12 protein-coding genes are annotated in these 11,880 nt (G+C 65.1%); 5 read left to right on the top strand and 7 right to left on the bottom strand.

The genetic code is table 11. From position 1 onward, the window contains the following. Positions 1–15: 15 nt before the first annotated feature. Positions 16–915 carry a dienelactone hydrolase family protein gene (locus AZSI13_RS16890; protein ID WP_109042359.1) on the bottom strand — a complete coding sequence of 300 codons (900 nt, stop codon included), beginning with the start codon at positions 913–915 and terminating at the stop codon, positions 16–18. Positions 916–993: 78 nt separating this feature from the next. On the opposite strand from AZSI13_RS16890, the gene AZSI13_RS16885 reads away from it, so the two are divergent. Together AZSI13_RS16885 and AZSI13_RS16880 are read left to right on the top strand one after the other, a co-directional pair. Next, entirely contained in the window at positions 994–1,572 is a 579-nt protein-coding gene (locus tag AZSI13_RS16885) for a peroxidase-related enzyme (RefSeq protein WP_109042358.1), read from the top strand. Positions 1,573–1,697: 125 nt separating this feature from the next. Next, positions 1,698–2,282: a tetratricopeptide repeat protein gene (locus tag AZSI13_RS16880; RefSeq protein WP_109042357.1), complete on the top strand. Its 585-nt coding sequence runs from the start codon at positions 1,698–1,700 to the stop codon at positions 2,280–2,282. A gap of 6 nt (positions 2,283–2,288) precedes the next feature. Here the strand turns inward: AZSI13_RS16880 and AZSI13_RS16875 are convergent, their stop codons facing one another. The 3 genes from AZSI13_RS16875 to AZSI13_RS16865 form a co-directional block, all read right to left on the bottom strand. Then, complete coding sequence (locus AZSI13_RS16875) at positions 2,289–3,089, bottom strand: response regulator (RefSeq protein WP_201262426.1); 801 nt, start codon at positions 3,087–3,089, stop codon at positions 2,289–2,291. A 133-nt stretch (positions 3,090–3,222) separates the two neighbouring features. After that, a complete protein-coding gene (locus AZSI13_RS16870; RefSeq protein WP_109042356.1) occupies positions 3,223–3,798 on the bottom strand; it encodes a flavodoxin family protein in 576 nt (191 codons plus the stop codon). Positions 3,799–3,866: 68 nt separating this feature from the next. Beyond that, on the bottom strand, positions 3,867–4,577 hold the full coding sequence (locus AZSI13_RS16865; protein ID WP_109042355.1) for a pirin family protein: 711 nt from the start codon (positions 4,575–4,577) through the stop codon (positions 3,867–3,869). A 238-nt stretch (positions 4,578–4,815) separates the two neighbouring features. On the opposite strand from AZSI13_RS16865, the gene AZSI13_RS16860 reads away from it, so the two are divergent. The 3 genes from AZSI13_RS16860 to AZSI13_RS16850 all read left to right on the top strand — a co-directional run bounded on the left by AZSI13_RS16860 (position 4,816) and on the right by AZSI13_RS16850 (position 9,599). Beyond that, complete coding sequence (locus AZSI13_RS16860) at positions 4,816–5,727, top strand: LysR family transcriptional regulator (RefSeq protein ID WP_109042354.1); 912 nt, start codon at positions 4,816–4,818, stop codon at positions 5,725–5,727. A 37-nt stretch (positions 5,728–5,764) separates the two neighbouring features. Then, positions 5,765–9,232, top strand: a complete 3,468-nt coding sequence (gene dnaE / locus AZSI13_RS16855) for a DNA polymerase III subunit alpha (protein ID WP_109042353.1) — start codon at positions 5,765–5,767, stop codon at positions 9,230–9,232. Between the two features lie 103 nt (positions 9,233–9,335). Continuing rightward, positions 9,336–9,599 (top strand): hypothetical protein, encoded by a 264-nt coding sequence (locus tag AZSI13_RS16850; RefSeq protein ID WP_109042352.1) that lies wholly within the window; start codon positions 9,336–9,338, stop codon positions 9,597–9,599. On the opposite strand, the gene AZSI13_RS16845 is transcribed toward AZSI13_RS16850, so the two are convergent. The 3 genes from AZSI13_RS16845 to argB are packed head-to-tail and all read right to left on the bottom strand — an operon-like array spanning position 9,596 to position 11,771. Continuing rightward, the gene (locus tag AZSI13_RS16845; protein WP_109042351.1) at positions 9,596–10,267 is read right to left on the bottom strand and encodes a pyrimidine 5'-nucleotidase; all 672 of its coding nucleotides are present in this window, start codon (positions 10,265–10,267) and stop codon (positions 9,596–9,598) included. The two genes, AZSI13_RS16850 and AZSI13_RS16845, sit on opposite strands and share 4 nt — an antisense overlap. A gap of 3 nt (positions 10,268–10,270) precedes the next feature. After that, positions 10,271–10,888, bottom strand: coding sequence for a hypothetical protein (locus tag AZSI13_RS16840; protein ID WP_109042350.1), 618 nt, complete (start codon positions 10,886–10,888; stop codon positions 10,271–10,273). A 1-nt stretch (position 10,889) separates the two neighbouring features. Beyond that, on the bottom strand, positions 10,890–11,771 hold the full coding sequence (argB, locus tag AZSI13_RS16835; protein WP_109042349.1) for an acetylglutamate kinase: 882 nt from the start codon (positions 11,769–11,771) through the stop codon (positions 10,890–10,892). Positions 11,772–11,880: the final 109 nt, after the last annotated feature.

Genomic DNA, 11,880 nt, shown 5'->3' with positions numbered 1-11,880 from the left:
CGGCGCCTACACGCCCTAAACCCCGTGCTGCTTCAGCCAGGCCAGCAGTCGCTGCCAGCCATCGGCGGCGGCATCGGGGCGGTAGCTGGGCCGGTAGTCGGCATGGAAGGCGTGGGGGGCATCGGGATAGACGATGATCTCGGAGGCATTGCCGGCCGCCTTGAGGGCGGCCCGCATCTTTTCCACCGTTTCCAGGGGAATGCCTGAATCCTGGCCACCATAGAGGCCGAGTACCGGTGTTTTCAGGCTGGAAGCCACATCCAGCGGGTGTTTTGGCGTTAGTTCGCCGACGTTGCCCACCAGTCGGCCATACCAGGCCACCCCGGCTCGCACGGCCGGGTTGTGGGCGCTGTACAGCCAGGTGATGCGCCCACCCCAGCAAAAGCCGGTAATGGCCAGGCGTTTCGGATCGCCGCCGTGCTTCGCCGCCCAGGCGGCGCAGGCATCCAGGTCGCCCAGCACCTGGGCATCGGGCACCTTGGCGATGATGCTTTCCATCAACTTGGGAATGCTGTCCACCGTGGCCGGATCACCCTGACGAGTGAACAGCTGGGGAGCGATGGCCAGATAACCCTGCCTGGCCAGGCGGCGGCAGATGTCCTGGATGTATTCATGCACACCGAAAATTTCCGACACCACCAGCACGGTGGGCAACTGCGCGCCTTTTTCCGGCCGGGCGCAGTAGGCGGCAAGCTGTTCGTGCCCCACCGGTACCTGGATGGTAGCGGTTTTGAGGCCGCTGCTGTCGGTCCTGATCTGGGTCTGGGCACAGACGGGCTGCACGGCCAGGGCAAACCCTGTGCCGATGGTGGCAGCGATGGCAGTGGTGACAAAAGTGCGACGATCCATACCGCTGGCGGGCACCAGGCTGTCGAACTCGGGGGTGGTGTGGGGCGGAGGAGAAGGAAGGCTCATGGCGGGCTCCATGGCGGGTGGGGGAATGGCTAGAATAGGCACCCCTCATAACAAGCGCAAATACTTCAGGAGACCTCCATGACCCACCCCATCAGCCGCTTCCCCGTCCCCGAACTGGCCGACCTGCCCGCCGACATCCGGGAAAAGATTCTCGCAGTTCAGGAAAAGGCCGGCTTCGTGCCCAATGTCTTTCTCACCCTGGCCCACCGCCCCGAGGAATTCCGCGCCTTCTTCGCCTACCACGACGCCCTCATGGAAAAGGACGGCGGCCTGACCAAGGCCGAGCGGGAAATGATCGTGGTCGCCACCTCCGGCGCCAACCAGTGCCAGTACTGCGTCGTCGCCCACGGCGCCATCCTGCGCATCCGCGCCAAGAATCCCCTGGTGGCCGACCAGGTGGCCATCAACTACCGCAAGGCTGATATCAGCCAGCGGCAGAAGGCCATGCTGGACTTCGCCATGAAGGTTGCCCTGCATTCCGCCGAAGTGGGCGACGCCGACCTTCAGCCCCTGCGGGAACACGGTTTCAGCGATGAAGACATCTGGGACATCGGCGCCATCGCCGCCTTCTTCGCCCTCTCCAACCGCCTCGCCAACCTCACCAGCATGCGCCCCAACGACGAGTTCTTCCTCATGGGCCGCCTGCCCAAGAGCTGAGCCCGGGCGGGGTGCGACACCCTGCCGCTGCGGCGATTTGTCTCATTCCGCGGCAATGGCCCTGTCCATAGAATGGTTTTCCCCGGCACCTGGTCGGGGAAAACCACGCGACGAAAGGACACTCCATGGGCCTGCGGCACCTGACCTGCATTTTCTTCCTGTTTCTGAGCGCCGCCGCCCAGGCGGATAACGCCGACACGGAACGCTTCACCCAGGCCGCCCAGGCCCATCGCCAGGGGCACTACCGGCAAGCTGCCGCCCTCTGGCAGGAATTGGCGGAAAAAGGCGTGCGGGATGCCCAATACAACCTGGGTCTGATGTATCGCTACGCCGACGGTGTGCCCGAGGATTTGGCTGCCGCCCTGCGCTGGTACAAGCGGGCGGCCGAGCAGGGCGACATTCAGGCGCAGTACGAAGTGGGCCTGATGTACCAGGAAGGTATCGGCGTGGCCGCCGACCAGACGGAAGCCCATCGCTGGTTCACCATGAACCGGCTGCACCACTACCACCATGTAGCCCACAACCCGCAACTGGCCCAATGGCGCCAGCAGGCGGCCAAGCTGATCTGGCAGGACGAGATGCGGACCTCCCTGGCCCGCTCCCGGCAGGATGGCCAGCAGGTACTGGCCGAATTGCAGGAACGGCTGCAACGCAGCAACGCTCCCGTGACCCAGACGGCGGCCCTGGCCACCGTCCCGCTCAAGCCTTGAGCGGACTTAACCCCACATGGCCCGTTCGATCAGACCCTTGACGGTCTTGGGATCGAAGGGCTTGTCGCAGATGGCGGAGACGCCGGCCTGCTCCACGGCGGCCAGACGGCTCATGTTGGATTCGCTGGTCACCATGAGCACCGGCACGGTGGCCTGCCAGCTCTGCTGGCGGATGTATTCGACCAGGGCCTTGCCGTCCATTTCCGGCATGTTGTAGTCCGTTAGCACCAAATCCACCATGGTTTCACCGAGGATGGCGACAGCTTCCTTACCGTTGCTGGCCTCGAGGAAATTCTCGATCCCCTGGTTTTCCAGGATGTGGCGCAGGAATTTGCGGGACACCGGGCTGTCGTCCACGATCAGCACCTTCAGGCTTTCCAGATCCACCGGCACTTCCAGCTGGCCTTCCGGCTCCAGGTAATCCACCACGGCCCGCAGGGCGGTGAGCAGCTGCTTTTCGGTGAAAGGCTTGGGCAGGATGCTGCAGGCGCCGGACTGGCGGATGGGTTCCAGCACCTGGGGCCGGGTTTCGCTGGAGATCAGGACAAAAGGCAGCATTTCCAGATCCGGATCGGCCCGCATGGCATACACCAGTTCAGTGCCGGTGGTATCCGGCAGATACATGGCGCTGATCACCACCGAGGGCTTGACCTGACGAATGAGGGCCAGGGCAGGCTCACCTCCGGCAGCGGTCTGAATGTTGGCGATGCCCAGGTTGCGCAGGAAGTGCTCGACGATGTGGGCCTGGGTGTTGGATGGTTCCACCAGCACGACCGAGAGGTCGGCGACGGAAGAAATCATGTGCATGGAGCTCCCCTCCTTTGTTTTCGCCGGCCACTATAGCAAAAACCCCGGCACGAAGGCCGGGGTCTGGCAGGGCACCGAAGAATATCCGGGCCGCACCAGGCGGCCGGGCAAACGGCGGGCTGATCCAAATAGATCAGCGCTTGCCGCGCACGAAGCGCAGGGTGGTTTCTGCCACCCGGGCACCGTAGAGGCGAGAGGTTTCCAGGTCGCCGGCCGGCGGGGCCACATCGGGGCCGACGTCGGAATCGGACTGGGCCATGGCGCCGAAGGAGGCCCCCATGCGGTTCACATCATTGCGCTGGGCCTTGGAGCTGTTGGCAGGCAACAGACCCAGGCTGACCCAGATCATACCGTGCTGCAGGGCCAGGGTAGTGAGGGCGCCCAGGGTGCCCTGCTTGTCGCCGTTGAGGGAGGCGGAATTGGTGAAGCCGCCGGCCACCTTGTCCTGCCAGGCCCGGGTGAACCAGGCCTTGGAGGAGGCATCGGCGAATTCCTTGAACTTGGCGGAGGGGCCGCCCATGTAGGTGGGGGCGCCGAAGATGATGCCATCGGCGGCATCCAGGTCGGCCCAGGGCACGGCGGCGATGTCGTCCAGGGCCACCAGCTGGGCGGTGGCCCCTTCAACGCCCGCCACACCGGCGGCCACGGCCTCGGCCTGCTTGGCGGTATGGCCGTAGCCACTGTGATAGACGATTGCGATTTTTGCCATCAATTGCTCCTTCGGATAAAGGGGAAGAACCAGGGAGAAAAAAGGGAAACGCCAGCGCGCGAAAGCGCTCAGGCCACGGGCGGCAGCTCGAACAGCAGGAACTCGCCGGCGACCTCGCCGTTGCGGAAAACCAATGAAGCTTCGTCGTGAATCTTGGCGCCGTCGCCCGCCGCCAGGGCCTGGCCGTTGAGGCTCAGCTGGCCACGAATCACGTGTACGTAGGCCAGCCGCCCGGGCGCCAGGGCATGGCTGACGGATTCCCCCGCTTCCAGGTGGGCGGCCAGCAGCAGGGCATCCTGCTGGATCACGGTGCTGCCGTCGCGGCCATCGGGAGAGGCAACGACGAACAGCCGGCCGCTGGCCTCCTGCGTGAATAGCTGGCGCTGCTCGTAGCTGGCGGACCCGCCCCGGGCGGCGGGTTCGATCCAGATCTGCAGCAGATGGGTTTCCTCCTCCCGGGAGGGATTGAATTCGCTGTGCAGGATGCCCTTGCCGGCGCTCATGCGCTGCACCTCACCACGGCGGATGAGGCCGCCGTTGCCCAGGCTGTCCTTGTGCTCCAGGGTGCCGGCGAGGATGTAGGTGACGATTTCCATGTCCCGATGGCCGTGCATGGGAAAGCCGGTGCCCGGCGCCACCCGGTCTTCGTTGATGACCCGCAGCGCGCCCCAGCCCATTTCCCGGGGGTCGTGGTAATCGGCAAAGGAAAAACTGTGGCGGGCCTGCAGCCAGCCGTGGTCGGCCTGGCCGCGGGCGGCAGAGGGGCGGAGCTGGATCATGGCAACCTCCGAAAGCGGGGAGAGGAGAAAGGGAGAAGGAGAACTAAAACGGGAACGGCACAGGTTCGGACCGCGTAGGCAATGCCTGAATTCACCGCCCCGGCCGACGCCAACGCGAATAGCGGGCAATGGCAGCAGCGAATGTTCAGTTAAATTCATGCTTCAGACCTATACTAAGTGCGGCTCCACGCCAATTCCAGCGAAATGAATTAACCGATTCCATCAATTTATTTCACCTATGCGCCTGACCCTCGACGCCCTGCAGATTCTCGATGCCATCGACACCCAGGGCTCCTTCGCCGCCGCAGCCGAGCGCCTGCACCGGGTTCCCTCCGCCCTCTCCCATGCCGTACAGAAACTGGAAGGCGACATGGGGGTAGCGCTGTTCGAGAAGAACGGCCGCCGCGCCGTACTCACTCCGGCCGGCCGCACCCTGCTGGAGGACGGCCGCCACCTGCTGCGGGCGGCCCTGGAGCTGGAAGCCCGGGTACGCCAGGTGGCCACGGGCTGGGAAACGGAGCTGGCCATCGCCGTCGACGCCATCATCCCCATGGACCGCGTCCTGCCCCTGTTGCAGCGTTACTACGCCGAAGGCCACGGCACCCGCCTGCGCCTCTCCTACGAAGTCCTGGGCGGCTGTTGGGATGCCCTGGCCACCGGCCGGGCCGACCTCATGATCGGCGCCCCGGGCGACATGCCCGCCCGCAGCGGCATCGCCACCCGCCCCCTGGCCACCCTGCATTCGGTCTTCACCCTGGCCCCTCACCACCCCCTGGCAACCGTACCGGAACCCATTCCGGTGAGCGAGCAGATACGGCACCGCGCTGTGGTGCTGGCCGACACCTCCCGGGAACTGGCCGCTCGCACCTCGGGCCTGCTGGAAGGCCAGGACGCCCTGCGGGTGCCGGATATCGAAAGCAAGGCTGCCGCCCAGGCCGCCGGCCTGGGCGTGGGCCACCTCCCCCCCTGGCTGGCCCAGCGGGAGGTCGCCGCCGGCCGCCTGGTGATCCGCCGCCTCGCCGCCCCCAAGCCCCCCACCCCGCTCTACCTGGCCTGGCGCACCGGCCATGAAGGCCGGGCCCTGGCCTGGTTCCTCCAGGCCCTGGAAGACCCGGCCCTCTGCCAGCAACTGACGGAAGGGCTGCGCTAGCCAGACCCGCCCCCGGCCCCTGGGGTAAAATTCGGCCATGACCGATCCCAGCACCGCCCCCCGCTTCGTCCACCTCCGGCTCCACAGCGAGTACTCCGTCACCGACGGCATCGTCCGTCTGGACGACGCGGTGGGCCGTGCCGTCAAGGATGGCCAACCGGCCATGGCGCTGACCGACCTGGCCAACTGCTTCGGCCTGGTGAAGTTCTACAACGCCTGCCGCGGCAAGGGCATCAAGCCGGTGACCGGCGCCGACGTGTGGATCGCCAACGAGCAGGAGACTGATCGCCCCTCCCGCCTGCAACTGCTGGTGCGCAACCATCAGGGCTACCTGCAGCTGTGCGAACTGCTGTCCCGGGCTTACCTGGCGGAAGGCCGGCGGGACCGGGCGGAAATCAAGCGGGTGTGGTTCGAGGAAGTGGGCTGCGATGGCCTCATCGCCCTCTCCGGCGCCAAGGATGGCGACGTGGGCGAAGCCCTGCTGTCCGGCAACCGGGAGGCCGCCATGGAACGGGCCCGGGAATGGGCCGCACGCTTCCCCGGCGCCTTCTACCTGGAGGTGCAGCGGGCCGGCCATCCGCAACAGGAACAGCTGGTGGCCGCCACCGCCGACCTGGCGGCGGACCTGGACCTGCCCCTGGTGGCCACCCACCCCATCCAGTTTCTCGACCCCGATGACTTCAAGGCCCACGAGGCCCGGGTCTGCATCGCCGAAGGCTATGTGCTGGGAGACCGGCGCCGGCCCAAAACGTTTACCGAGCAACAGTATTTCAAGACCCAGGCCGAAATGGCGGAGCTTTTCGCCGACCTGCCCGAGGCCCTGGAAAACACCCTGGAAATCGCTCGGCGCTGCAGCCTGACCCTGACCCTGGGCAAGAACTTCCTGCCCCAGTTCCCCACGCCGGAAGGCATGACCCTGGACGATCACCTCATCGACGAGGCGAAGAAAGGTTTGGAAAAGCGCCTGGAGCTGCTCTTCCCCGACCCAGAGGAACGGCAGCGGCGGCGCCCGGAATACGACGAACGCCTGGAGATCGAGACCAAGACCATCGTGCAGATGGGCTTCCCCGGCTACTTCCTGATCGTGGCGGACTTCATCAACTGGGGCAAGAACAACGGTGTCCCCGTAGGCCCGGGCCGGGGCTCCGGTGCCGGCTCCCTGGTGGCCTACAGCCTGGGCATTACGGACCTGGACCCGCTGCAGTACGCCCTGCTGTTTGAGCGCTTCCTCAACCCCGAGCGGGTCTCCATGCCCGACTTCGACATCGACTTCTGCCAGGACAACCGCTACAAGGTGATCGAATACGTCCGGCACAAGTACGGCGTCGATGCGGTTTCCCAAATCGCCACCTTCGGCACCATGTCCTCCAAGGCGGTGATCCGGGACGTGGGCCGGGTGCTGGACCTGCCCTACAACTTCTGCGATTCCCTGTCCAAGCTGATTCCGGTGGAAGCCAACAAGCCGGTATCCCTCTCCCAGGCCCTGGAGATGGAGCCCCAGCTGAAGGAGAAGATGGAGGAGGAAGAGGAAGTCGCCGAACTCTTCGCACTGGCCATGAAGCTGGAGGACCTGACCCGCAACGTCGGCATGCACGCCGGGGGCGTACTCATCGCCCCGGGCAAGCTCACCGACTTCTGCCCGCTGTATGCCCAGCCCGGCTCCGACTCGGTGGTCAGCCAGTACGACAAGGACGATGTGGAAAAGGTCGGCCTGGTGAAGTTCGACTTCCTGGGTCTGCGCAACCTGACCATTATCGAACTGGCCGTGCAATACGTGGAGCGGCTCACTGGCGAAAAGCTGGACCTGCTCTCCCTGCCCTTCACCGACCCCGCCGCCTACCAGATCCTCAAGGAAGCCAACACCACGGCAATCTTCCAGGTGGAATCGGAGGGCATGAAGAAGCTCCTGAAAAAGCTGGCTCCCGACCGCTTCGAAGACATCATCGCCGTACTGGCCCTCTACCGCCCCGGCCCCCTGGGCTCGGGCATGGTGGACGACTTCATCCTACGGAAAAAGGGCCAGCAGGCCATCGACTATTTCCACCCGGACCTGAAGGGCTGCCTGGACCCCACCTACGGGGTGATCGTGTACCAGGAACAGGTAATGCAGATCTCCCAGATCATCGGGGGCTACACCCTGGGCGGCGCCGACATGCTGCGCCGGGCCATGGGCAAGAAGAAGCCCGAGGAAATGGCCAAGCACCGGGAGACCATTGCCGACGGGGCGAAGAAGAAGGGCTACGACCCGGCCCTGGCCGAACAGCTGTTCGACCTGATGACAAAGTTCGCGGAATACGGCTTCAACAAGTCCCACACCGCCGCCTACGCCATGGTCACCTACCATACGGCCTGGCTCAAGGCGCACTACTGCTCGGCCTTCATGGCAGCCACCCTGTCTTCGGACATGGACAACACGGACACCGTGAAGATCTTCTACGAAGACACGGTGAAGAACCGCATCACCGTCCTGCCGCCGGACGTGAACCATTCCGACTATCGCTTCGTGCCGGTGGATGCCAAGACTATCCGCTACGGCCTGGGCGCGGTGAAGGGCACCGGCCAGCAGGCGGTGGAATGCATCCTCGCCGCCCGCCAGGAAAGCGGCCCCTTCAAGGACCTCTTCGACTTCTGCCTGCGGGTGGACAAGCGCCTGGTGAATCGTCGTACCATCGAAGCCCTGATCCGGGCCGGTGCCTTTGACACCCTGGACCCGGGCGGCGGCCGCGCCCAGTTGCTGGCCTCCGTCGGCATCGCCATGGAAGCCGCCGACCAGGCCGAGCGCCACGCCCACCAGGGCGGCCTGTTCGACATGTTCGGCAGCGGCGACGATGCCGTGGCCGAGGCGCCCCAGTACGTGACAGTCCGCCCCTGGGACGAGAAACAGCGCCTGCAGGAAGAAAAACAGGCCCTGGGCTTCTTCTATTCCGGCCACCCCTTCGATGCCATCAAGGCCGAGGTGCGGCGCTTCGTGCGCAAGCCCCTCAACCACATTTCCCCTCAGCGGGAATTGCAATCCCTCGCCGGCGTGGTGATGGATCTGCGGGTGAAGATGACCAACCGGGGCCGCATGGGCATCATCCTGCTCGACGACGGCAGCTGCGACGCCCTAGAGGTGACGGTGTACAGCGAGGTCTTCGACGCCTGCCGCAACAAGTTGCGGGTGGACGAGCCCATCATCATCGAAGGCAAGGTAAGCAAGGACGACTTCCGCGATGGCCTGCGCATCGTCGCCGACAGCGTGCTGACGCTGCCCGAGGCACGCACCCGCTTTGCCCGGCAGCTCAAGCTGTCGATGAACGGCCAGGCCGATGCCCGCAAGCTGCAGGAATTGCTGGCCCCCTTCCGGGAACCGGATGGCTGCCCGGTGCGTCTGTTCTATAGCAACCCGGTGGCCCAATGCGAGCTATTGCTGGGGGAAAGCGCCCGGGTCCGCCCGGATGATGCCCTCCTGGATACACTACGGGACTGGCTGACGCCGGCCAACGTGGATCTGCAATACGGCTAGGCCCTGCCTGGCCCATTCAGCAGCCCTCGCACCCGATGTGCCAGCCCCCGCATTGCCCCGGCGCCCCCTCCTGCCCTCACACTTTCTCTGCGAAGGAGCTGCCATGAAGAAGCGACTGTTGCCGACCCTGCTGCTCAGCCTGGGCGTGCTGGCCCTGACTGCCTGTTCCAAGCTGACCCTGGAAAACTACGGCAAGCTGAAGATGGGGCAAAAATATGAGGAAGTGACGGCCCTGCTCGGCGAACCGGCCCGTTGCGACGAGACCCTGGGGGTGCGCAGCTGCACCTGGGGGGACGAGCAGAAAAATGTGCGGGTCAATTTTGTGGCCGGCCAGGTCGTGCTGTTCTCGGCCCACCAGCTGAACTAGCCAGTACCGGGAAGCAGGCGCCCCTGGGCCTTCGGCAGGTCGAGGATGCTGGGCAGGCGCACATCCACATAGGGCGGTCGGCGTAGCTGCCCCCGGGATTCCGGTGCGACCCAGACGGTGCCCATGCCCAGCTGCTTGGCCGTGGCCAGGTTGGCCAGACTGTCCTCCACCATGATGCAGCGTGCCGGCACCAGGCGCTCCTGACGCAGCAAATGGCGAAAAGACTGGGGCTCCGGCTTGGGCCGGTAGCGCACCCGCTCCACCGAATAGGCGGCATCAAAGCAGCCGGCAATGCCCATGGCGTCAAGCAGTGCCTCGGTGTAGTGCTGGGGGCCGTTAGAAAAGACCAGCTTGCGTCCGGGCAGGCGGCCAAGCATGGCCTTGAGGCCCCGCTGGCGCACCAGACCAGGCAGCAGGACCTGCAGGTCATGGGTTTCCCGTAGGAAGTGGCGGGGATCGATGGCGTGATGGCGGACCAGACCCAGCAGGGTGGCGCCGTAACGCCGCCAGTAGTCCTGGCGCAGGGCCTGGGCCTGGGGCTCGTCCATGGCCAGGTGGCGCTGGATATAGGCCGTCATGGCCCGGTTGATGTGGGGAAAAATGTGGGCCGACGCGTTGTGCAGGGTGTTGTCGAGATCGAAGATCCAAACCCGGGATGAAGCGCCCACAGCCTACAGTTCCCAGAGCATCTGGTAGCCGTCGTACAGCTTGCGGGCACCGATGCCGGCGAGGAATTCCTCCACCAGATAGCCCTTGCCTTGCCGCTTGCCCTGCACCAAAGGGTTGTCGTCCACCGCGATCAGACTGCCAGGCCCCAGGCGCGGCATGATGGCGGCCAGTTCCTTGAGATGGTGCTGGGCCGAGGGAGCCGGGTTGTCCTGATCCAGATCCATGGAGTCCAGATAGAGCAGGTCGATGGGGCGCCATTCCCCCAGGCTGCTGAGCAGGTGCAAGAAGGCGACGGAATCTGCCGTCACCGCCAGGGCACGGGGCGAGCAGAAATCCCGGGTATGGGCGGCACAGACCGGGTCCAGGTCCACACTCAGGAGCTGGCCCCGGCGGAACTGCACGTAGGCATCGAAGATGACCGTGCTTTGGCCGTCGCCGTCAAAGTTGCCGGGCTGGCGTAGGCCACCGGTTTCGACGATCAGGATGCCCTCCCGGGGTCGCGCTTCCAGGGCGCCGAGCATGGCGCGAAAGCCGGGCGCCCGGTGTTCGCCGACCAGGGCGGCGAATTGCTGGTCGAAGAAATCCAGGAATTCCGCGCTGCCCAGGGTCGTCGTTTCCAACTCAGTGGCTCTTGATCATGGTGCCGACACCGTGGTCGGTGAGAATTTCCAGCAGCAGGGCATGTTCCACCCGGCCGTCGATGATATGCACGCTCTTTACCCCGTTACGGGCGGCGTCGAGGGCGGAGCCGATCTTCGGCAGCATGCCACCGGAGAGGGTTCCGTCTTCCACCATGTCGTCGATCTGTTTGGGGGTGATGCCGGTGATCAGCTGGCCGGCCTTGTCCAGCACGCCCGGGGTGTTGGTCAGCAGCACCAGTTTTTCGGCCTTCAGCACCTCGGCCACCTTGCCGGCCACCACGTCGGCATTGATGTTGTAGGTCTCGCCATCCTTGCCGACGCCGATGGGGGCGATCACCGGAATGAAGCCGGAGGATTCCAGATGGCCGATGAGGGAGGGATCGACCTGCACGATGTCGCCCACCTGGCCGACGTCGATGAGGGCTTCGGGATTGTCCTTGTTGGGCAGCATCAGCTTCTTGGCGCGGATCATGCTGCTGTCTTTGCCGGTAAGGCCCACGGCCTTGCCGCCGGCGTGGTTGATGAGGTTCACCACATCCTTGTTCACCTGGCCGCCCAGCACCATTTCCACCACTTCCATGGTTTCCGCATCGGTGACCCGCATGCCCTGGATGAACTCGCCCTTCTTGCCCACCCGGGTCAGCATGTTTTCGATCTGGGGGCCGCCGCCATGTACCACCACCACATTCATGCCCACTAGCTTGAGCAGCACCACATCGCGGGCGAAACACTGCTTCAGGTGCTCGTCGGTCATGGCGTTGCCGCCGTATTTGACGACGATGGTGCGGCCGTGGAAGCGCTTGATGTAGGGCAGGGCTTCGGCCAGGATGGCGGCCTGCTGGGCGGGGTTGGGGGTGGTCATGGTGGTTCCCGAATGAAAGACCCGGGAATTCTACCCGCCAGCGGGGAGAAAGAAAAAGCCGGCACCCGGGTGCCGGCCTTTCCACAGCGCAGGCCCGGCCTCGCCTTAG

The organism is Azospira sp. I13, from assembly GCF_003112695.1.
Taxonomy (GTDB): domain Bacteria; phylum Pseudomonadota; class Gammaproteobacteria; order Burkholderiales; family Rhodocyclaceae; genus Azospira.
The sequence above is the reverse complement of the archived record's forward strand: the minus strand, read 5'-3'. Positions and strand labels throughout refer to the sequence as shown.

Bases quoted from the DNA above. Each gene is read 5' to 3' on its own strand.
- AZSI13_RS16870 (WP_109042356.1), bottom strand. From the start codon at position 3,798: ATGGCAAAAATCGCAATCGTCTATCACAGTGGCTACGGCCATACCGCC.
- AZSI13_RS16860 (WP_109042354.1), top strand. From the start codon at position 4,816: ATGCGCCTGACCCTCGACGCCCTGCAGATTCTCGATGCCATCGACACC.
- AZSI13_RS16890 (WP_109042359.1), bottom strand. From the start codon at position 915: ATGAGCCTTCCTTCTCCTCCGCCCCACACCACCCCCGAGTTCGACAGC.
- argB (WP_109042349.1), bottom strand. From the start codon at position 11,771: ATGACCACCCCCAACCCCGCCCAGCAGGCCGCCATCCTGGCCGAAGCC.
- AZSI13_RS16885 (WP_109042358.1), top strand. From the start codon at position 994: ATGACCCACCCCATCAGCCGCTTCCCCGTCCCCGAACTGGCCGACCTG.
- AZSI13_RS16865 (WP_109042355.1), bottom strand. From the start codon at position 4,577: ATGATCCAGCTCCGCCCCTCTGCCGCCCGCGGCCAGGCCGACCACGGC.
- AZSI13_RS16875 (WP_201262426.1), bottom strand. From the start codon at position 3,089: ATGCACATGATTTCTTCCGTCGCCGACCTCTCGGTCGTGCTGGTGGAA.
- dnaE (WP_109042353.1), top strand. From the start codon at position 5,765: ATGACCGATCCCAGCACCGCCCCCCGCTTCGTCCACCTCCGGCTCCAC.
- AZSI13_RS16850 (WP_109042352.1), top strand. From the start codon at position 9,336: ATGAAGAAGCGACTGTTGCCGACCCTGCTGCTCAGCCTGGGCGTGCTG.
- AZSI13_RS16880 (WP_109042357.1), top strand. From the start codon at position 1,698: ATGGGCCTGCGGCACCTGACCTGCATTTTCTTCCTGTTTCTGAGCGCC.